General features: G+C 63.0%; 18 protein-coding genes. 5 read left to right on the top strand and 13 right to left on the bottom strand.

From position 1 onward, the window contains the following. The 4 genes from JQ609_RS26750 to JQ609_RS26735 all read left to right on the top strand — a co-directional run bounded on the left by JQ609_RS26750 (position 1) and on the right by JQ609_RS26735 (position 4424). Positions 1 to 1896, top strand: a complete 1896-nt coding sequence (locus JQ609_RS26750; RefSeq protein ID WP_212275878.1) for a feruloyl-CoA synthase — start codon at positions 1 to 3, stop codon at positions 1894 to 1896. Between the two features lie 46 nt (positions 1897 to 1942). Beyond that, entirely contained in the window at positions 1943 to 2704 is a 762-nt protein-coding gene (locus JQ609_RS26745) for an SDR family NAD(P)-dependent oxidoreductase (protein WP_212275876.1), read from the top strand. 34 nt (positions 2705 to 2738) lie between these two features. Next, the gene (locus tag JQ609_RS26740) at positions 2739 to 3158 is read left to right on the top strand and encodes a thioesterase family protein (protein ID WP_212275874.1); all 420 of its coding nucleotides are present in this window, start codon (positions 2739 to 2741) and stop codon (positions 3156 to 3158) included. 114 nt (positions 3159 to 3272) lie between these two features. Beyond that, positions 3273 to 4424, top strand: a complete 1152-nt coding sequence (locus tag JQ609_RS26735; protein ID WP_192737102.1) for an ABC transporter substrate-binding protein — start codon at positions 3273 to 3275, stop codon at positions 4422 to 4424. Positions 4425 to 4519: 95 nt separating this feature from the next. Here the strand turns inward: JQ609_RS26735 and JQ609_RS26730 are convergent, their stop codons facing one another. Genes JQ609_RS26730 through JQ609_RS26720 form a run of 3 tightly spaced genes read right to left on the bottom strand, consistent with a single transcriptional unit; the run spans position 4520 to position 8063 of the window. Further along, entirely contained in the window at positions 4520 to 5251 is a 732-nt protein-coding gene (locus JQ609_RS26730) for an ABC transporter ATP-binding protein (protein WP_212275872.1), read from the bottom strand. After that, positions 5248 to 7017: an ABC transporter permease subunit gene (locus JQ609_RS26725; RefSeq protein ID WP_212275870.1), complete on the bottom strand. Its 1770-nt coding sequence runs from the start codon at positions 7015 to 7017 to the stop codon at positions 5248 to 5250. Before JQ609_RS26725 ends, JQ609_RS26730 begins: the two co-directional genes overlap by 4 nt. Positions 7018 to 7022: 5 nt before the next feature. Then, positions 7023 to 8063, bottom strand: a complete 1041-nt coding sequence (locus JQ609_RS26720; RefSeq protein ID WP_212275869.1) for a branched-chain amino acid ABC transporter permease — start codon at positions 8061 to 8063, stop codon at positions 7023 to 7025. A gap of 175 nt (positions 8064 to 8238) precedes the next feature. On the opposite strand from JQ609_RS26720, the gene JQ609_RS26715 reads away from it, so the two are divergent. After that, positions 8239 to 8757 (top strand): MarR family winged helix-turn-helix transcriptional regulator, encoded by a 519-nt coding sequence (locus tag JQ609_RS26715; RefSeq protein ID WP_212275867.1) that lies wholly within the window; start codon positions 8239 to 8241, stop codon positions 8755 to 8757. 144 nt (positions 8758 to 8901) lie between these two features. On the opposite strand, the gene JQ609_RS26710 is transcribed toward JQ609_RS26715, so the two are convergent. The 10 genes from JQ609_RS26710 to JQ609_RS26665 form a co-directional block, all read right to left on the bottom strand. After that, a complete protein-coding gene (locus tag JQ609_RS26710) occupies positions 8902 to 11043 on the bottom strand; it encodes a bifunctional diguanylate cyclase/phosphodiesterase (RefSeq protein ID WP_212275865.1) in 2142 nt (713 codons plus the stop codon). A gap of 197 nt (positions 11044 to 11240) precedes the next feature. Beyond that, a complete protein-coding gene (locus JQ609_RS26705) occupies positions 11241 to 12524 on the bottom strand; it encodes a glycerate kinase (RefSeq protein WP_212275863.1) in 1284 nt (427 codons plus the stop codon). A gap of 127 nt (positions 12525 to 12651) precedes the next feature. Further along, entirely contained in the window at positions 12652 to 13881 is a 1230-nt protein-coding gene (locus JQ609_RS26700) for an ABC transporter substrate-binding protein (RefSeq protein WP_212275862.1), read from the bottom strand. Positions 13882 to 14053: 172 nt separating this feature from the next. After that, a complete protein-coding gene (locus tag JQ609_RS26695) occupies positions 14054 to 15283 on the bottom strand; it encodes an ABC transporter substrate-binding protein (protein WP_212206174.1) in 1230 nt (409 codons plus the stop codon). 184 nt (positions 15284 to 15467) lie between these two features. Continuing rightward, a complete protein-coding gene (locus JQ609_RS26690; protein WP_409410581.1) occupies positions 15468 to 16688 on the bottom strand; it encodes an ABC transporter substrate-binding protein in 1221 nt (406 codons plus the stop codon). Between the two features lie 33 nt (positions 16689 to 16721). Beyond that, the gene (locus tag JQ609_RS26685; protein ID WP_212038499.1) at positions 16722 to 17744 is read right to left on the bottom strand and encodes a branched-chain amino acid ABC transporter permease; all 1023 of its coding nucleotides are present in this window, start codon (positions 17742 to 17744) and stop codon (positions 16722 to 16724) included. A 2-nt stretch (positions 17745 to 17746) separates the two neighbouring features. Beyond that, positions 17747 to 18625: a branched-chain amino acid ABC transporter permease gene (locus JQ609_RS26680; RefSeq protein ID WP_212206184.1), complete on the bottom strand. Its 879-nt coding sequence runs from the start codon at positions 18623 to 18625 to the stop codon at positions 17747 to 17749. An 11-nt stretch (positions 18626 to 18636) separates the two neighbouring features. Next, a complete protein-coding gene (locus JQ609_RS26675) occupies positions 18637 to 19350 on the bottom strand; it encodes an ABC transporter ATP-binding protein (RefSeq protein ID WP_212038501.1) in 714 nt (237 codons plus the stop codon). Beyond that, entirely contained in the window at positions 19347 to 20147 is an 801-nt protein-coding gene (locus JQ609_RS26670) for an ABC transporter ATP-binding protein (RefSeq protein WP_212206186.1), read from the bottom strand. The genes JQ609_RS26675 and JQ609_RS26670 overlap by 4 nt, the downstream gene beginning before the upstream one ends. Positions 20148 to 20216: 69 nt before the next feature. Next, positions 20217 to 21080, bottom strand: coding sequence for an IclR family transcriptional regulator (locus JQ609_RS26665; protein ID WP_192737210.1), 864 nt, complete (start codon positions 21078 to 21080; stop codon positions 20217 to 20219). Positions 21081 to 21177: the final 97 nt, after the last annotated feature.

The following is a 21177-nucleotide window of genomic DNA, read 5'->3' as shown; positions in this document are numbered from 1 at the left end:
ATGAGCGCCAAGCCCAACATGTCCCCGATTGAAAGCGCCACGCGCACCGGCAGCGCCCATCCGCTGCGCGCGATCTCGTTCGGCAATCCCGACGTCACGGTCGAGCGCCGCGATGACGGCACCATCTATCTCAGGCCGAAGCTCAAACTGCGCGACTATCCCGTGCGCATCACCGATCGCCTGCATCATTGGGCGAAGGAAGCGCCCGAGCGCGTCTTCATGGCGGAACGCGACGCGACGACCGGCGGCTGGCGCAAGCTCACCTACGCGCAACTGCTGACCTCGACGCGGCGCATCGCCTCGGCGCTGCTGGCGCGCGGGCTTTCGGCGGAAAAGCCGATCGTGATCCTGTCAGGCAATTCGGTCGACCATGCGCTGCTGGCGTTCGGCGCGCTCTATGCCGGCATTCCCTTCTGCCCGGTATCGCCGGCCTATTCGCTGGTGTCGCGCGACTACGGCAAGCTCGCCTTCCTGATGAAGCTGTTGACGCCCGGCCTCGTCTTCGCCGACGATGCCACGAAATTCGCGGATGCGTTGACCTCTAACGTTTCACCGGGAACGGAGATCGCAGCAACGCGCGGCGAGGTGCCTGGCCGCGACGTGACGCTGCTGTCGGACCTCTTGGCGACGCCGGAGCATTGGCGCCTCGACGCGGCCCATGACGCCATCGGCCCGGACACCATCGCCAAGTTTCTGTTGACGTCGGGCTCGACCGGTAATCCCAAGGCCGTCATCAACACCCAGCGGATGATCTGCGCCAACCAGGTGATGCTGCGCGAAACGCTGGCCTTCCTGATGGACGAGCCGCCCGTGATCATCGACTGGCTGCCGTGGAATCACACCTTCGGCGGCAACCACAATATCGGGCTGACACTGTTCAACGGCGGCTCGATGTATCTCGACGAGGGCAAGCCGATGCCCGGCGGCATCGAGGAGACCGTGCGTAACCTCCGGGAGATTTCGCCGACGGTCTATTTCAACGTCCCCAAGGGCTATGAATCGCTGCTGCCTTATCTGCGCGAAGATTCAGCGCTGCGCGCAAAGTTTTTCGGACGGTTGCATGCGATGTTCTTCTCCGGCGCGGCGCTGTCGCCGTTCATCTGGAACAGCCTCGACGAACTCGCGGTGCAGGAGACCGGCTTTCGCGTACCGATGCTGACCGGCCTCGGCGCCACGGAAACCTCGCCGTTCTTCATGTCGGTACGGCCCGACACCAGCCGCTCCGGCCATGTCGGCCTGCCCGTGCTCGGCAACGACGCAAAGCTCCTGCCCAACAACGGCAAGCTGGAAGTCCGCGCCAAGGGTCCGAACGTCACGCCGGGGTACTGGCGTCAGCCCGAACTGACCGCGGCGGCGTTCGACGAGGAAGGTTTCTACAAGTTCGGCGATGCGCTCAAGCCTGTTGATCCCGACAATTTCGACGCCGGCTTCGACTTCGATGGCCGCATCGCAGAGGATTTCAAGCTCGCCAGCGGCACCTGGGTCAGCGTCGGCCCCTTGAGAGCGCGGTTCGTCGCGGCCTGCGCGCCTTTGGTGCGCGATGTCGTGATCGCCGGCATCAACCGCGACGAACTATCGGCGCTGGTGATGCTCGATCTCGACGGCTGCCGTCTCATCAATCCAAGACTTCCGGCGAACGATCTCGCGGCAGCGGCGGCCGATCCGCTGATCCGCGCGGCGTTCCGCGAGCGGTTTCAAAAGCTGCTGGCCGATGCCACGGGCTCGTCGACCCGGATCACGTGCGCGGTGCTGTTCGATGCGGCGCTGTCGATCGATCGCGGCGAAGTCACCGACAAGGGCTCCATCAACCAGCGCGCGGTGATCGAGCATCGCAGCGCGCTGATCGATCAGATTTATTCACCGGCGCCGCCGGCGCAGGTCATCGCGCTGAAATGAATTCCAGAAACTCAACTTCGAGAAGATTCTACCAGGGAGAAGCACCATGCAGTTGAAGGACCAGGCCGCCATCGTGACCGGTGGCGCATCCGGATTGGGCGCCGCCACCGCGCGCCGGCTTGCCGCGCAGGGCGCCAAGGTCGCGGTGTGCGACCTCAACGCCAAGCTTGCTGAAACGGTCGCCGCCGAAATCGGCGGCGTCGCCGTGGTCTGCGACGTCTCGGACGCCGCCTCGGCGGAAGCGGCCGTCGCCGCCGCCGCGAAGGCGCATGGCCCGGCGCGCGTGCTGGTCAATTGCGCCGGCATCGGCGTTGCCAAGCGCGTGATCGGCAAGGAAGGCCCGATGGCGCTCACCGATTTCGACCGCGTGATCAAGGTCAATCTGATCGGCTCGTTCAACATGCTGCGGCTCGCAACCGCAGGGATGTCGAAGCTGGACCCGCTTGAAACCGGCGAGCGCGGCGTCGTGATTTCGACCGCCTCGGTCGCGGCCTATGACGGCCAGATCGGCCAATCAGCCTATTCGGCTTCCAAGGGCGGCATCGTCGCGATGACGCTGCCGATCGCGCGCGAACTGGCGCAATTCGGCATTCGCGTGCTGACCATTGCGCCCGGCCTGTTCCTCACGCCGCTGCTGGCCAATTTGCCGCAGGAAGCACAGGACTCGCTCGCCGCCTCGATCCCGTTCCCTCGCCGGCTCGGGCAGGCCGATGAATTTGCCTCGCTGGCGCTGCATATGATCGACAACCCATATCTGAACGGCGAAGTGGTGCGGCTCGATGCCGCGCTCCGCATGGCCCCGCGCTAAGTATGGTCCTGGATTACATCATCGGGGTTGAGTGATGTTCATTAACCGGCGCGACGTGCAGATCCAGTGGGGCGATTGCGACCCCGCCAACATCGTCTACTACCCGCGCTACTTCGCGATGTTCGACGATTCGACCTCGATCATGTTCGAAGCGGCCGGTTTTTCGAAACAGGACATCATCCACAAATACGGCCTCGTCGGCATTCCCATGGTCGATACGCGGGCGAAATTCCACATCCCATCGACCCATGGCGACTGGATCAGAATCGAAAGCCGGATCGAGAGTTTCAAGCGCTCCAGCTTCGAGGTGGTCCACAACGTGTTCAAGGGCGAGGCGCTGGCGATTGAGGCGTTCGAGACTCGCGTGCTGGTCGGCAGGCATCCGGACGATCCCGCGCGGCTGAAATCGGCTCCGATGCCGCCGGAGATCATCGAGCGGTTTACGCGGGGCTGAGACATATATGGCGGACTTGTTAGCTGACTTGGCGCGTCGCATGACCTAAAGAAGGGGCTGAACTGGCGACCGATTTTTGATCTAAAATTAAAACAATATCCAAGGGAGGAATGAATGAAGAAGTTTTATCTGTCCGCTGCCGTGATTGCGGCGTCGCTGGCGCTGCCGGCCGTGCCCGCGTTGGCGCAAGCCAATGAAATCGTCATCGGCATCACCATCGTCACCACCGGCCCGGCCGCGGCCCTTGGCATTCCCGAGCGCAATGCGCTGGAATTCGTGCCGAAGGAAATTGGCGGCGTGCCGCTGAAACTGATCGTGCTCGACGACGGCGGCGATCCGACCGCCGCCACCACCAACGCGCGGCGCTTCGTCACCGAATCCAAGGCCGACATCATCATGGGTTCGTCGACCACGCCGCCGACCATTGCCGTCTCCACCGTCGCCAACGAAGCCGGCATTCCGCATTTCGCGCTGGCGCCGCTGCCGATCAACGAGGCGCGCATGAAATGGTCGGTCGCGATGCCGCAGCCGATCCCGATCATGGGCAAGGTGCTGTACGAGCACATGAAGGCCCACGGCATCAAGACCGTCGGTTACATCGGTTACTCGGATTCCTACGGCGACCTCTGGTTCAATGATTTCAAGGCCCAGGCCGTTCCGATGGGCATAGCTCTCGCGACTGAAGAGCGTTATGCCCGTACCGATACGTCGGTCACCGGCCAGGTGCTGAAGCTGCTCGCCGCCAATCCCGACGCGGTCCTCGTCGGCGGCTCCGGCACCGCCGCGGCCTTGCCGCAGGCCGCGCTGCGTGAGCGTGGCTACAAGGGCCTGATCTATCAGACCCACGGCGCCGCCAGCATGGACTTCATCCGTATTGCTGGTGCGGCGGCGGAAGGCGTGATCATGTCTTCCGGTCCGGTGATGTCGCCGGAAACCCAGCCCGACAGCGCACTGACCAAGAAGCCGGGTCTCGCGCTGAACACCGCCTATGAAGCCAAGTACGGCGCCAACAGCCGCAGCCAGTTCGCCGGCCATTCCTATGATGCCTTTGAAGTGCTCAAGCGCGTCATTCCGCCGGCCCTGAAGGCCGGCAAGCCCGGCACGCCGGAATTCCGTGAAGGCATCCGTCAAGCCCTGTTGACCGAACGCGACATCGCCGCCAGCCAGGGCGTCTACAACTTCACCGAAAAAGACCGCTACGGCCTGGACGACCGCTCGCGCATCATCCTGACCGTGAACAACGGGAAGTACGTTCCGGCGAAGTGAGGGACGTCGTAGGGTGGGCAAAGCGAAGCGTGCCACCACTACCTCCACGAAGAATGGTGGGCACGGCGCAAGAGCGCCTTTGCCCACCCTACTGCCTAAATCGCGCTCTCGCCCTCGTGGGTGAAGCCGAGATAGCTTGCGGCGACGCGTGCGTTGGTGGCGATGTCGCCGGCCGGGCCGCTCAGAACGAATTCGCCGAGCTCCATCACGTAAGCGCGGTCGGCGATCTTCAATGCTGCTTGCGCGTTCTGTTCGACCAGCAGCACGGACACACCGGCGGCGCGGAGTTCGCCGATGGTGCGGAAGATGTCGGCGACGATGATCGGGGCAAGGCCGAGGCTCGGCTCGTCCAGCATCAAGAGCTTCGGCGCGCCCATCAGCGCGCGGCCCATCGCCAGCATCTGCTGCTCGCCGCCGGAGAGCGTGCCGGCTAGCTGCTTGCGCCGCTCCTTCAGCCGCGGAAACAGCGTGTAGACCCGCTCGAACGATCTCGCAGCAATCGCCTTCGGAATCCGGAACGCGCCGAGCTGCAGATTGTCCTCGACGTTCATGGTGCCGAACAGTTCGCGGTGCTCGGGCACCAGGCTGAGCCCAACAGCGACGCGGTCCTCGATGTCGAGGGCGGCCATATCCGCGCCGGCGAAAGCCGCAGATCCCGTGAGCGGCAGGATGCCCATGATGGCGTTCAGCAGCGTCGTCTTGCCGGCCCCGTTGGCGCCGATGATGGTGACGATCTCGTTATCAGCGACTTCGAGCGAAACCGAGCGCACCGCCTCGACCTTGCCGTAGGCGACATGCGCTTCGCTCACCTTCAACAGCGCGCTCATGCGGTGGCTCCGAGATAGGCCTTGATCACGTCGGGGTTGGTCTTGATCGCGGCCGGCGTGCCCTCGGCGATCTTGGTGCCGAAGTCGAGCACCACGATCCGGTCGGCGAGATCCATCACAAAACCCATGTCGTGCTCGACCAGCAGCACCGACATGCCACCGTCGCGCAATTGCCGCAGCAGCGCGGCGAGCCGCTGCTTCTCCATGTGGCGCAGTCCGGCGGCGGGCTCGTCGAGCAGCAGCAGCAGGGGATCGACGCACAGCGCGCGGGCGATTTCGACGATGCGCTGCTGGCCGAGCGACAGGCTTCCCGCCAGCTGGTCGATTTGGTCGCCGAGGCCGACGCGCTCGATCTGGCGCGCGGCTTCGGCCAGCAATCGGGCCTCATCAGCGCGGTCGAGCCGGAACATGCTTGATATCGCGCCGGCATGGCCGCGCAGATGCGCGCCGATCGCGACGTTCTCGAGCACGGTCATGTCGGGCACCAGCTTGACGTGCTGGAAGGTTCTGCTGACGCCGAGCTTGACGACCTCCTGCGGCGGCGCGTTGTCGACCTTGTTGCCGAGCACCGAGATCGCGCCGCTGGTCGACGTCAAGACACCCGTGATCAGGTTGAAGGTCGTGCTCTTGCCGGCGCCGTTGGGGCCGATCAGGGCGACGATCTCGCGCGCCCCGACGTCGAAGCTGACGTCGTTGACGGCGATGACGCCGCCGAATTGCTTGCGCGCCTTGTCGACCTGCAGCAGCGCCGCAGGTGTCGACGGCGCACGCACGCGCCCGGGCGGCTCGAGCGAGGTGTCGGGGATCTTGCGGGCCGGCTTGAGCGGCAGCTTCGACATCAGCCAGGGCCACACGCCGGTCGGCGCCAGTTGCAGCAGGACGACCAGCAGGATGCCGAACACGATGGTCTCGAGCTGGCTCTGGCCGCCGAAAATATACGGCAGGTAGCTCTGCAGGATCTCTTTGAGGATCACCACGATGCCGGCGCCGAGCACCGCGCCCCAGACATAGCCGGCGCCGCCGACGACGGCGATGAACAGATATTCGATGCCGGCATGGGCGCCGAACGGCGTCGGGTTGGCGGCGCGCTGGAAATGCGCGTAGAGCCAGCCGGAAAGGCCGGCCAGCACCGCCGCATAGATGAACACCAGCAGCTTCGCGCGCGGCGTCTGCACGCCGAACGCTTCGCCGGCGATATGCCCGCGCCGCAGCGCGCGGATGGCGCGGCCGGTGCGGGAATCCAGCAGGTTCATGGTCAGCAACGCCGAGAGCAGCACGGCGATCCAGATCGCGAAATAGATCGTGCCGGGATCGAGCATCCGGAAGCCGCCGATGCTCAGCGGCGGAATGCCGGAAATGCCGTCATTGCGGCCGAGGAATTCGAGCTTGCTGAACAGGTAAAACAGCCCGATGCCCCAGGCGATGGTGCCGAGCGGCAGATAATGGCCGGACAGCCGCACCGTGACGATGCCGAGCAGAACCGCCGCGATGCCGCTGACGAGCAGCGAGAGCGGCAGCGTCAGCCACGGCGACACGCCATAGGCGGTGGTGAGCACCGCGGTGGTGTAGGCGCCGAAGCCGCAAAACGCGGCCTGGCCGAACGAAGTGAGGCCGCCGACGCCGGTCAGCAGTACGAGGCCCATCGCAACCAGCGCGGCGAGGCCGATATTGTCCAAGAGGACGATCCAGAACGGCGGTATGCCCGGGATGAACGGGATTACCGCCATGACGATGGCGAAGATGATGAGGGGAAGCCGCTGCGTCATGATCGTCAGTCCTTCTCTTCCTCGACCGCGGGGGCTGCGAGCGAACGCAGCACCAGCACGGGAAGGATCAGCGTGAAGACGATGACCTCCTTGAAATTGCTGGCGTAGAACGAGGAGAAAGCCTCGACGCTGCCGACCACCAGCGCCGCGACCGCCGTCAGCGGGTAACTCACCAGCCCGCCGATGATGGCGGCAATAAAACCTTTCAGGCCGATCAGGAAGCCGGTGTCGTAATAGAGCGTCGTGATCGGCACGATCAGGATGCCCGAAATCGCGCCGATCACGGAGGCGAGCAGGAAGGCGATCTGCCCCGACAGCGTGGTCCGGATGCCGACGAGGCGGGCGCCGAGGCGATTGACGGCGGTGGCGCGCAGCGCCTTGCCCATTAGCGTGAAGCCAAAGAACAGCCACAGCGCGATGATGAAGGCGATGGTCAGGCCGTAGACGGCGATGCTCTGGCCGGTGAAGCGCAGCGGTCCCATCGTGAACGCCGCATTCGACAGCGCCGGTCCGCGCAGGCCTTCGGCGCCGAAGAACACGAGGCCAAGGCCCTGCAGCGCGAGGTGGCAGCCGACCGAGGCGATCAGCAGCACCAGCACCGAGGTGTGCGCGAGCGGCTGAAAGGCGATGCGATAGAGAAACAGCCCGATCGCCGCGACGATCAGCAGCGACAATGCGATATTGACCGCAATCGGGGTTTTGGGACCGGCCAGGGCGTAGGTCAGCGCCAGGATCGCCACCGGCAACACGATGTTGAGCAGCACCGAGCGCACCACCAGCTTGATGCGGAGCGAGCGCCGTGCCGCATACAGATCGAGGCCGAAGGCGACGACACCCATCGCGACCGCCAGCCGCGCCGTGCCCGGCACCTGACCGGTCGCCAGCATGGCGTAGCTCAGCGCGCCGAAGGTAACGAATTCGCCCTGCGGGATCAGGATCACGCGCGTGACGGCAAACACCAGCACCAGCGCCAGCCCGAGCAACGCATAGATCGCGCCATTGGTGATGCCGTCCTGCAGCAGGAACAGCATGATCGTCGTATTCAAGACTGGCGCTCCCCTCACGCGTCGCGCCGATCCCGACCCTTAAGGGTTAGCCGGCGGTCCGATATCGGCAGTTGAAAGAAGCCGACATTTGATATAGTCTATAACAATTATCAAACATAACCTCAAGGCCCGGACCATTGGCGGACCTTTTTATCGGGATTGCGAGCCCCCTGCGATGACAGTTTCCAAGGCGGCCACCGACGCCGTCAAGCCTTCCCGCGCAGGCGGCAAGGATCCTGTCGACGGCGCTGCTGACAATGCCGCCCTGCACATGGGCGAATTGTCCGACCTGCTCGGCTATTCGCTGAAGCGTGCGCAGCTGAGGGTGTTCGAGGACTTCCTGCGCTGCGTCGCGCCGCTGCAGCTGACGCCGGCGCAGTTTTCGGTGCTGCTGCTGCTCGACAAGAATCCCGGCCGCAACCAGACCGAGATCGCCAATACGCTCGGGATCCTCCGGCCGAATTTCGTGGCGATGCTCGACGCGTTGGAAAGTCGCGATCTCTGCACGCGGATGCGTTCGACCAACGACCGCCGCTCCCACATCCTGATGCTGACCGACAAGGGCCGCGCGGTGCTGGCGCGCGCCAAGAAGCTCGTCGCCACCAAACACGAAGCTCGCCTCAACGAGGTGCTGGGGCCGGCCAATCGCGTCGCGCTGCTCGATATGCTGTCGAAGATCGCGGCGGAGTTTTAGCCCAGCTGTCATTCCGGGGCGCGCGAAGTGCGAACCTCAGATGTGCAATTGCACATCGGGGAATCTCGAGATTCCGGGGTTTTATCGCTGTGCGATGCCCTCAGATGCGCAACTGCGCATCGGGGAATGACAAGCAACCATTAATCAGGCCGCGACGATACGGCCCGCAACGGCCTTCGTCCCATTCCCCTTCAGGAACAGCCGCTCGATCTCGCGGGCGGGAAGCGGCTTGCTGAACAGGAAGCCCTGCATCTCCGTGCATCCTTCGGACGCGATGCTGTCGAGCTGTTCCTTGGTCTCGACGCCTTCGGCGGTGGCCGTCATGCCCATGCCGTTGGCGAGCGCTGCGACCGCGCGCACGATGTTGAGCGAGCCCGAATTCTCGGTGATGTCCTTGACGAAGGAGCGGTCGATCTTGATCTTGTCGAACGGGAAACTCTGCAGATAGGTCAGCGAGGAATAGCCGGTGCCGAAATCGTCCATCGCGATCCGGATGCCAAGCTCGCGCAACTGATGCAGCACCGCGAGTGTCGCTTCCTTGTTGTGCAGCAGCACGGTCTCGGTGATTTCGATCTCCAGCCGGGCCGGGTCCAGCCTTGATGCGGCAAGCGCGCCTGTTATCACCTGCATCAAGCCGGGGTTGCGAAACTGCACCGCCGAAATGTTGACGGCGATGTGGAGGTTGCCGGTCCATTGCGCCGCGGTAGCGCAGGCCTGGCGGATGACCCATTCGCCCATCGGGACGATGAATCCGATCTCCTCCGCCAGCGGGATGAACGCGGCCGGCGAAATCATGCCCTTGGTCGGATGATTCCAGCGGATCAGGGCCTCAAAGCCGCTGATCTCGTTGCTCGCCAGATTGACGACCGGCTGATAGTGCAGCTCGAACTCGCCCGCCGGCAGCGCCTTGCGCAGATCCTGTTCCATGACGCGGCGCGTCTGCATCTGCAGATCCATGACAGGCTCAAAGAAGCGAAACGTGCCGCGTCCGTCGCCCTTGGCGCGGTACAGCGCGAGGTCTGCACTCCGCAACAACTTGTCGGGGCTGTTGCCGTCGCCGGGTCCGACCGAGATGCCGATGCTGGCGCCGATCACGGCCTGGTGACCGTCAAGGTCGTAGGGTTCACTCAAAAGGCCGATGACGCGCTGCGCCAGCGACGTTGCATCGGCCGGGTCCGCGATCGGGGCCTGCACGATGACGAATTCATCGCCGCCCATTCGCGCAATGGTATCGGTGTCGCGAACCAACCCGCACAGGCGCTCGGCGACGATCCTCAGAAGCTTGTCGCCGGCGTGATGGCCAAATGTGTCGTTCACGGCCTTGAACTGGTCGAGATCAAGGTGATGAATCGCGACCGTTTCCTCGCGGCCCAGGGCGTGTTCGAGCCGTTCGTTGAGCAGCACCCGGTTGGCGAGCTCGGTGAGCGAATCATGGTGAGCCATGTATTCGATCTTGACCTCGGATTGCCGCTGCTCGGTGATGTCCTCGTGCGTGGCGACCCAGCCGCCGCCGGGCATCGGCCGATGGCGGATCTTGAAGGTGCGCCCGTTCTTCAGTTCGACGATGCTGTCTTTGGCGACGTTGGAAACCGCCACATTGGTGCGCCAGTCCAGATATTCATCCCGGGTCATCGCGGGGAAGCTGCCGGCTGCAAAACGAAGGTCGACGATGTCAGTCAGCGGCGTGCCGGGGCCGACACGGCCGAACGGGATGTCGTACATCTCGACGAAGCGGTCGTTGCACACGATCAGGCGGTGGTCGGAATCGAAGAAGCACAGCCCCTGCGACATGTTGTTGATCGCGGTGTCGAACTGGAAGTTGCGTATCCGCAGCGCCTCTTCCTGTTGCCTTCCCAGCTCGTACTGTGTCTTCAGGCGGGCATGGAGTTCTTCGCGCTCGGTGACGTCCTCATGGGTCGACATCCCGCCGCCGCCGGGCATCGGGTAGACCGTGTAGGCGATGATCCGCCCGTCGGTGAACTCCTGGAAGGTGGTGTCGAGCGCGATGTCCTGTCCGACGCGGGCGCGAACGTAATCATCCGGCGCCACCGCCACTTTCAGGCCGAGCTTCAGCCGGTGCCGGATCAGTTCGCTGGTCGGCGTGCCCGGCTTCACCTGTCCCGGCGAAAGGCCGTACATCTGCGCGTAACGTCTGTTGCAGAACACGACTAGCCGCCTCTCATCGAAGACGACAATGCCGAGCGACAGATGATTGATCGCCTCCTCGAGCCGCGCACTCAAGTGAGCGGGCTCGGGGCGGATCGCCCCCGTTACAGAATCCACCATTTCCGCGTTCCCCCTGCCGCGATTTGCGGCACCCCGGCAATAAGGAGGGTCCTATTAAGGACCAGGCTGGTGAATTGCAGCTTTGAGAGGCGGCCATTGCCCGTGCATTCCTGCGAATGTCCTCAACAAAACGTTAATGCCGTCGGCCTGGGCGGATATCAAGTCGAAGGGCCCAAATCAAAGGACCGCGGCCCAATTCAGTCGACCAGGATCACCCTGACGTCGTTGACATTGGTGAGCGTCGGACCGGTCAGCAGCAGGTCGCCCGTTGCCACAAAGAAGGCGGTGGCGTCGTTGTTGTCCAGATAGGTCCTGGGATCGAGGCCAAGCGATTTCATCTTCGCAAATGTGGTCTGGTCGATCACGGCGCCGGCGGGGTCGCTCGCGCTGCCGGCGCCGCCATCGGCGCCATCGGTATCGCCGGCCAACGCACTAACGTCCGGTATCTCTTTCAAGAGGTCCGCCAGCGCCAGTGCATATTCCTGGTTGGGGCCGCCGCGGCCGTTGCCGCGCACGGTCACGGTGAGTTCGCCGCCCGACAGGATCGCGGTGCGCTTGCCCTCGCTGCGCGCTTTCAGCGCCAGTTGGACGTGCGCGGCCGCGACCTCGCGCGCCTCGCCTTCGAGGTCGGCACCGAGACCGATGATGGTGTAGCCCGCTTCCTGTGCAATCCTGATCGCCGCATCGAGCGAGGCCTTCGGCCGCGCGATCAGTTCGAATCGCGCGCGCGCGAAAGCGGAATCGCCGGGCTTGCAGCTCTCGTTCTTCGGGTCGTCCAGCGCGCGCCGAACCGCGTCGTCGACGGCGAGATTGTATTTTGCGACCAGCGCGCGGGCGTCCGCCAGCGTGGTCGGATCCGGTACCGTCGGTCCCGAGGCGATCGCGGACGGGTCGTCGTGCGGCACGTCCGAGATCGCCAGCGTGACGATTTCGGCGGCGCGGTGCCCGGCGCGGGCCAGCCGGCCGCCCTTGATGCGCGACAAATGCTTGCGGACGATATTCATCTCGCCGATCGGCGCGCCGGAACGGAGCAGCGCGCGGTTCACCTGCTGCTTCTGCGCGAACGTAACGCCCTCGACCGGGGCGATCCAGTTCGCCGAGCCGCCGCCCGACAGCAGCACCAGTAACAGGTCGTCGGCGGTTGCCTCGGCCGCGAGACGCAGCGTGTCGTCGGCGGCTTTCAGCCCGGCTTCGTCGGGCACGGGATGGCCGGCTTCGACTACCCTGATCCGCCGCGTCGGCACGCCGTGGCCATGCCGGGTGGTGGCAATGCCGGTGAGGCGCTCCGGGTCGAGCGCGAGCGTATCGAGATAGTGCCGCTCGGCGGACGCGGCCATGGCCGCGGCGCCCTTGCCGGCGGCAAGGCAAATCACCCGGCCTTTGGGTGCTGGGGGCAAATGCGCCGACAGCACCACATCGGGATGCGCGGCTGCGACGGCTGCATCGAAGATCGCACGCAGGAGGGGACGTCGGTCGGTCATCGGTTTCACGCCAGAGATCGCGAATGGGAGACCGGTTATCCATCCAATCGCCGCAAAAGAAAACCCCCGCGGGCGAGGCCGCGGGGGCGCTTGAGGCCACAAATGGGCCGATCGAAATTCCAGATAGCTAGCCGCCGACGTCACCGGAGAGGATTTCGCCGAAGCGTTCCCACGTCTCGCCCTTGAACTTGATCAGCTGCACCTGCGAAATCGGCGCAAAGTCGGTGGGCGAGGTGTTGACCTTGATACCCGGCAGCAAGCCTTCGAGTTCGAGGTTCTTGATGTTGGCCGCCTGCTTCATGACGTTCTCGCGCGTGAGATTATCGCCGCAAGCCTTCAGCACATGCACAAGACCTTGGGCCACGGTGTAGCCGAAGATCACCGACGCGTCGGCGCGGTTGGCTTCCGGATAATACTTGTCCAGGAACGCGTTCCAGGCCTTCATGCCGGGATCGTCCTTCCACTGCGCATCCGTCGGATCCTTCAGGTACTGCGACGAGATGATGTCCTGGGCGTTTTCCATGCCGGCCGGCTTGATGACACTGCCGATCGAGGCCGAGACGTTGTTGAGGAAGTGCAGCGGCTTCCAGCCGATTTCAGCGTTCTTCTTGATCGCCTGCGCCGCGAACTTCGGCGTGGTGATGTTGATGAACACGTCGGCGCCGGTCGCCTTCATCTTGACGATGTGGGAATCAATCGTCGGTTCGGAGACTTCATAGCTCTCCTCGATCACGATCATCGACGCGGCCTTGGCGCCGAGCCCGTCCTTGAAGCCCTTCAGATAGTCCTTGCCGTAGTCGTCGTTCTGATAGAGCACGGCGATCTTGGCGTTCGGCTTCTCCTTCAGGATGTACTTCGCATAGATCTGCGTTTCGCTCTGATAGTTGGGCTGCCATCCCATGGTCCAGGGGAAGTTCTTCGGATCGTTCCACTTGGTGGCGCCGGTGGCGACGAACAGCTGCGGCACCTTCTTGCTGTTCAGATATTTCTGGATCGCCGAATTCGGCGGAGTGCCGAGCGGGTTGAACACCAGCAGCACCTCGTCGCTTTCGACCAGCTTGCGCGCCTGCTCGACGGTCTTCGGCGGTGAGTAGGTATCGTCATAGCTGATGAAGTTGATCTTGCGGCCGTTGATGCCGCCTTCCGCGTTGATCTTCTTGAAGTAGGCCTCTTCGGTCTTGCCGATCACGCCGTAGGCGGAAGCAGGACCGCTATAGGGCATGATGTTGCCGATCTTGATTTCAGTATCGGTGGCACCGCTGTCGTATTTTTTTTGAGCGAGCGCGCCGTTGCTCGTGGCTGCGAACGCAATGAACGCGGCCGAGGCAATGGCGAGTCTGCTGGTAGCAATAGGCATTCCGATTCTCCCTTTTTTGAGATTGTCTTTTTGTGCAAGCGCCATGCTCTGTTGTTGATTGCAGTTTGCGCATGACGTGGACGGGATTGAATACGATTTAGCGCAAAGCATCAAGAAAAAGCCCCTGCGGCGATGCCGCAGGGGCTGCTCCTTTAGTAGTCAGGCAGTCGAGCTAGCCGCCGACGTCGCCCGTGAGAATTTCGCCGAACAGTTCCCAGCCCTCGCCCTTGAACTTCATGAGCTGCAGCTGCGAGATCGGGGCAAAGTCGGTCGCCGAGGTGTTGACCTTGATGCCGGGCAGCAAGCCGCCGAGCTCGAGGTTCTTGATGCTGGCGGCCTGCTTCATGATGTTTTCGCGGGTCAGGTTGTCACCGCTGGCTTTCAGCACGTGAACGAGGCCCTGGGCCACGGTGTAGGCGTACATGACCGACGCGTCGGCACGGTTGGCTTCGGGGTAGTATTTGTCCAGGAACTCGTTCCAGGCCTTCATCCCCGCATCGTCCTTCCATTGCTTGTCGGTCGGATCCTTCAGGTAGTTCGACGAAATGATGTCCTGCGCGTTTTCGAAGCCGGCCGGCTTGATGACGCTGCCGATCGAGGCCGAGACGTTGTTGAGGAAGTGCAGCGGCTTCCAGCCGATCTCCATGTTCTTCTTGATCGCCTGCGCCGCGAATTTCGGGGTGGTGATGTTGATGAACACATCGGCGCCGCTCGCCTTGAGCTTGACGATGTGGGAGTCGATGGTCGGCTGCGACACTTCGAAGCTCTCCTCCAGGACGATCATCGACGCCGCCTTGGCGCCAAGTCCGTCCTTCAGGCCCTTCAGGTAATCCTTGCCGTAATCGTCGTTCTGGTACAGCACGCCGATCTTGGCGTCCGGCTTGTGCTTCAGAATGTACTTGGCGTAGATGATGGTTTCGCTCTGGTAGTTCGGTTGCCAGCCGATGGTCCAGGGAAACTCCTTGGGGTCGTTCCATTTGGTCGCGCCGGTGGCGACGAACAGTTGCGGCACCTTCTTCTGGTTCATGTATTTCTGGATCGCCGAGTTCGGCGGCGTGCCGAGAGGATTGAAGACGAGCAGAACTTCGTCGCTCTCCACCAGCTTGCGCACCTGCTCGACCGTCTTCGGCGGACTATAGGCGTCGTCGTAGGAAACGAAGTTGATCTTGCGGCCGTTGATGCCGCCTTCCGCATTGATTTTGTTGAAATAGGCGGCTTCCGTTTTGCCGATCACGCCGTAGGCGGAAGCGGGTCCGCTGTAGGGCATGATGTTGCCGATCTTGATCTCGGTGTCGGATGCGCCGGTGTCGTATTTCTTTTGGGCAAGTGCGCCGCTGCTGGTGGCGGCAAGTACTGCGAGGGCAGCCGAAAAGGCCCCCAATCGCAAGTTGATAGCAGGCATGTTTTTCTCTCCCTGGAGACCATGATGAATGTGTCGTTTTTTCTTGAAGTTGGAGCACTTTCCGGCTCCTGCCTTTATTGAATACCTTTCGGCCGCGCCGGGCAACAAAAAGCCCCCCGCGACGGAGCCGCGGGAGGCGATATTTTGTCTAAGGTCCCGGGCGTACTGCCCGTGACGCGGAATATTAATTACTGAGTTCGCCGCTGATGATGTCGCCGAACAGCTCCCATTTCTCGCCCTTGAACCGCTGCATCTGAAGCTGTTCGATCGGGGCGAAATCCTTGGCTGACGTGTTGATTTTGACGCCGGGCAGCAGGGTGTCGGGCGTGAAGTCCTTCAGGCTCGCCGCCTGCTTCATCACGTTGGCGCGGGTGAGATCGTCCCCGCACATTTCCAGCACCTTCACCATGGTCTGCGCCGCGCCGTAGCCGTAGACCACCGAGCCGTCGAGCTTGTTGGCCTCAGGATAATACTTCGCGAGGAAGTCGTAGAACTTCTTCATCGCGGGATCATTGTCCCACTGCGCGTCCGCGCCGTCCTTGGCGTAGGCCGCCGAGAGGATGCCTTGCGCGTTCTCGAAGCCCGCCGGCTTGATCACGCTGCCGACCGACGCCGAGACGTTGGTGAGCAGGTGCATCGGCTTCCATTCGATTTCCGCGATCTTCTTGATCGCCTGGGCGGCGAATTTCGGCGTGGCGATGTTGATGAAGACGTCGGCGCCGGTGGCCTTGAGCTTGACGATGTGGCTGTCGATGGTCGGCTCCGAGGTCTCGTAGCTTTCCTCGGCAATGATCATCGACGCCTTGGCGCCGAAGCCGTCCTTCAGGCCCTTGAGGTAATCCTTGCCGAAATCGTCGTTCTGATAAAACACGGCGATCTTGGCAGCCGGCTTTTCCTTCATCAGGAACTTGGCATAGATGCGCGCTTCGCTCTGGTAGCTGGGCTGCCAGCCCATGGTCCAGGGGAAGTCCTTGGGCTCGTTCCACTTGGTGGCGCCGGTGGCCACAAACAGCTGCGGCACCTTCTTGGAGTTGAGGTACTTCTGCATCGCGCTGTTGGAGGGCGTGCCGAGCGGATTGAACACGACGAGCACTTCGTCGCTTTCGACCAGCTTGCGGACCTGCTCGACCGCCTTGGGCGGCGAATAGGCGTCGTCGTAGGAGACGAAGTTGATCTTGCGGCCGTTGATGCCGCCTTCCGCGTTGATCTTCTTGAAGTAGGCCTCTTCGGTCTTGCCGATCACGCCGTAGGCGGACGCCGGTCCGCTGTAGGGCATGATGTTGCCGATCTTGATTTCGGTATCGGACGCGCCGGTGTCGTACTTCTTCTGGGCGAGAGCATTGCCGCTGACGGCAAAAGAGGCGATGAGCGCCGTCGCGAACGCGGCGCTTCTTGTCGAAAGCATCATTATATCCGGATCCTGTATTCGAGTTTGAGGTTAGTTTTTCTTCGTTAGTTTGCCGAGCAAATGCTGGGCAACCATTGCGACCTGCCTTGCGCCGTGCGGCACCAGGAAGATGACAAGGAACAGCAGCACGCCGAACACGGCGCCGGAGAGGCCCTTGGAGATGCTCTCGGCGATGTTGGGCACGAAGATGATGAAGGCCGCGCCGACGAACGAGCCCGGCAGCCAGCCCACGCCCCCGACCACCATGCCGAGGAACAGCGCGATGGCCAGGTTGATCGTGTAGCTGTCGGGCGCCACGAACGCCACGACGATGGCGCTGAGCCCGCCGGCGATGCCGGTGATGCCCGCGGACACGCCGAAGGCGAGCGTCTTGTACTGCGCGACGTCGACGCCCATGGCCGAGGCCGCGATCTCATTGTCGCGGATCGACATGAAGGCGCGGCCCGAGCGCGAGCGCAGCAGGTTGATCGACCCGATATAGATCGCCAGCGAGATCGCCAGTGTGAAGTAGTAGAGCCACTTGTCCTGTCCGATCGGCAGGCCGAACGGCGCATCGGGTTTCATGACGGTGAGGCCCTGCACGCCGCCGGTCCAAGCCTCGAGGAAATGCAGCTTCAGGAGCTGCGGCATGGCGACCGCCAGCGCGAAGGTGGCAAGGGCAAGGTAGATGCCGGAAAGCCGCAAGGCGGGCTTGCCGAACAGATAGCCGGCGCCGAACGACACCAGCCCCGCGATCGGCAGCGTCAGCGCGTAGTTCACGTTGGCGACTTCCATCAGGACCGCCGACGTATAGGCGCCGAGCGCGTAGAACGCGCTCTGGCCGAGCGAGAACTGACCGCTTCCGCCGGTCAGGATGTTGAGCGCCAGCACCGCGATCCCGTAGATCATGACCATCGTCATCTGGAAGACGACGAAGTTCTTCACGAATATGGGGGTAACGAGCAGCGCCGCCAGGATCACCAGCGAGGTGCCGGTGCCCAGCGTCATGGCGCGCTTCGGAACGGCCTCGACGGCCGGGGCTTCTGTAACGGCGTCTTCTGCAGCTGCGCTCATGATCAGACTCGCTTGACGATGGTTCGGCCGAAGAGACCGGCAGGTTTGAAGACCAGGACGGTGATGATCAGCGCAAGCGCGATCGGCAGTTTCAGTTCATTGCCCACGCCGGGGATGTAGGTGCCGGCGAGGTTCTCGAAGACGCCGACCAGGAAGCCGCCGATGACGGCGCCAAGCGGCGAGCTAAGTCCGCCGAGCACGGCGGCGGCAAAGCCGTAAACCAGGACGCCGCCCATCATGTTCGGTTCGAGGAACACGACCGGGGCGATCAGGATGCCGGCGACGGCGCCGATCGCGGAGGCCATGCCCCAGCCGAGCGCAATCATCCAGGAGGTGTTGACGCCGACCAGCCGCGCCGATTCCGGCAATGCCGCAGCAGCGCGCATCGCAAGGCCGATCCGGGTGAACTGGAAAAACAGGTACAGCCCGACCAGCATCAGCAGAGTGACGCCGATCATCCCGGCCTGGTGGGTCGAGATCAGCTGGCTGCCGAGGAAGGGCGAGGATCCGAACGGCGTCGGATACTGCTTGATGGTGAAATCCCAGATCAGGCCGGCGACCGAGTTGACGATGGCGAACAGGGCGATGAAGCCTGCGACGTTGGTCAGGACCGGGGCCTTGGCGAGCGGCTTGAACAGCAGCCGCTCGATGAGGATGCCGCCTGCGAACGAAATCGCCAGCGTGGCCAGGAAGGCCCACCAGTAGGGTATGCCCCACTGCATCAGCTGCCAGGAGATGAAGGTCGAGAACATCGCCATTTCGCCTTGGGCGAAATTCAGATGGTCGATCGCCTGGTAGATCATGACCACCGCGAGCGCCATACAGGCATAGATCGCGCCTGTGGCGACGCCGGCCAGGACTTGGTTGGTAAATAGTTCCACGGCCGTGCTCCTCAGTAGCCCAGATAGGATTTGCGGACGTCTTCGTTGCTCGCGATTTCCTTCGCGTTCCCCGACATCACGATTTTTCCGGTTTCGATCACATAGGCCTGGTCGGCGAGCTCCAGCGCCAGTTGCGCGTTCTGCTCCACCACCAGAATGGTAACCTTGTCCTCACGGTTGATCTTGCCGAGGATCTTGAACAGGTCGCGCACGATCAGGGGGGCGAGACCGAAGGACGGCTCGTCCAGCAGCATCAGCCGCGGCCGCAACATCAACGCACGCGCGACCGCGAGCATTTGCTGTTCGCCGCCCGACAGCGTTCCGGCCTGCTGGGTATGGCGTTCCTTCAGCACCGGGAAATGCGCGTACATGCGCTCGATGTCGGAAACGATGTTCTTCGAGTCGCTGCGCGTGATGGCGCCGAGCTGCAGGTTCTCTTCCACCGTCATGGTGGTGAAAGTGCCGCGGCCCTGTGGCACATGCGCAATGCCGAGACGGACGACGTTTTCGGTCGAACGGCCGGAGAGCGACTTGCCCTCGAATTCGATAGCGCCGGTGGAGCGAACCATGTTGCAGATCGCCCGCAGGGTGGTGGTCTTGCCGGCGCCGTTGGCCCCGAGCAGCGTGGTCAGGCTGCCCTCGTTGAGGGCAAAGGACAGGCCATGGAGCGCCTGGACCTGGCCGTAATAGGCCCGCAAATCCTTGACGTTGAGCATCGCGGTCATTGGTCGTCCTTGCTCCCCAGATAGGCTTTGATGACATCCGGGTCGGCCTGGACCTGGGCCGGGGTTCCCTCGGCAAGCTTGCGGCCGAAGTTGAGCGCGACGACATGGTCGGCGATCGACATGACAAGACCCATGTGATGTTCGACCAGCAGCACGGTCATATGGCGTTCGTCGCGAATGCGGCGGATCAGGTCGCCGAGCACGTGAACTTCCTCGTGGTTGAGACCGCCGGCGGGCTCGTCGAGCAGCAGGATCTTCGGATCGGCAGCCAGCGCGCGCGCCAGCTCGACGCGCTTCTGGGTGCCGAAGGGCAGACCGGACACCACGGTATGGGCGACGTCACCGAGATCCAGATAATCGAGGATCTCATGAACCTTCCTGTTGATCTCCGTTTCGCCGCGCCGAACCCAGGCGAGCTTCAGCGAATCCGAGATGATGTCGCTGGAGGAGCGCGCGTGGCAGCCGACGCGAACATTGTCCATCACCGAGAGATTGGGAAACAGCGCGACGTTCTGGAAGGTGCGGCCGATGCCGATCTCGGCGATCTTGTGCGCTGGCCGCGTCAGGATGCTGACGCCTTCCATCAGGATGTCGCCGGTGCTCGGCTGATAAAGCCTGGAAAGGCAGTTGAAGAGCGTCGTCTTGCCGGCGCCGTTCGGTCCGATCAGGCCGAGGATGGCGCCCTTGTGCATGTCAAAGGACACGCCATTCAACGCGATGATGCCGCCGAACACGACGCTGACGTCGCGAACCGCAAGCAAGGGAGCATTTCCCTGCGCGAGCTGTGCCTGCGTCATCGCGTCCCGCCCACATGACTCATGGGGCGGGAATGACCGCGCGAAACTCTGCGCTGGCCATGATGATGGCTACCTGATCCCCTCGACCACACGTGCAACTTTCCCTCCTGCTTTCAATTTCTTGTTCTCTTCTTTTTTGGATTGCGGGGCCGCGCCGCCCAGCGCCGCCTCGATGTTCCTTACCATCGTCACAAGGCGAGGTCCAATGTCGTTGATCAAGCGATCTTCCGTGAAACGGAAAGCGGGCGCGCCACAATTGAAGGCATACGGCCCGGTTCCATCGCTGAGCTTCAACGCAACGCCTACCGCGTGCACATCGTCTTGCCATTCGCCTGCGGAGATCGTGAATCCCTGACGCACCACCATTTCGCCCGCGCGTTCGATGCCGTCGCGCATCCGGGCCCAGCGGCTGCCGTAGTGATCGCGCAGTTCGCGCAACAAAGCGGCGCGCTCGTCATCGGGCAGTGCCCAGATGTAGGCGCGCCCCATCGCGGTGGTCGCGATCGGTACCCGCGAACCGACGTCGAGCTGCACCCCAAGCAAGCCGGTCCGGCTCTGGCCGAAATAGATCATGCTGTGACGGTCGCGGCCGCCGACCGCAACCGCGCCGCCGGTCTCGCGCATCAGCGCTTCACGGTAGGGTTCGGACAAATGCCGAACGCCGAGATTGGCCAGCGCGGCATACCCCAGGGCCATGGCTGATGGCGCGAGCTGATACTTTTCGAACCGCGGAACGGGTGTAAGGTAACCCAGCTTGGTCAAGGTGTAGGTCAGCCGGGAAATGGTTGGCTTCGGCAATTTAGTACGGGCAGCGATCTCTTGATTGCCAAGAAGCCCGTCGTTGGGTTGGAATGCGCGCAACACATCAAGTCCGCGGGAAAGCGCGACGACGAAGCTGCGGTCAGTCGCCGCTTTCTTCCCTGGACGTTTCATTGCCTGCTGCTGTGCCGAGCTCGTTGACAAGGGACGTGCTTCAAAATAACCCTCGCTGTCAAGATGTGGAATTGAATTTCGCAGTGCGAAATCAACA

Source organism: Bradyrhizobium sp. AUGA SZCCT0169 (assembly GCF_018130085.1).
Classification (GTDB): domain Bacteria; phylum Pseudomonadota; class Alphaproteobacteria; order Rhizobiales; family Xanthobacteraceae; genus Bradyrhizobium.
The sequence above is the reverse complement of the archived record's forward strand: the minus strand, read 5'-3'. Positions and strand labels throughout refer to the sequence as shown.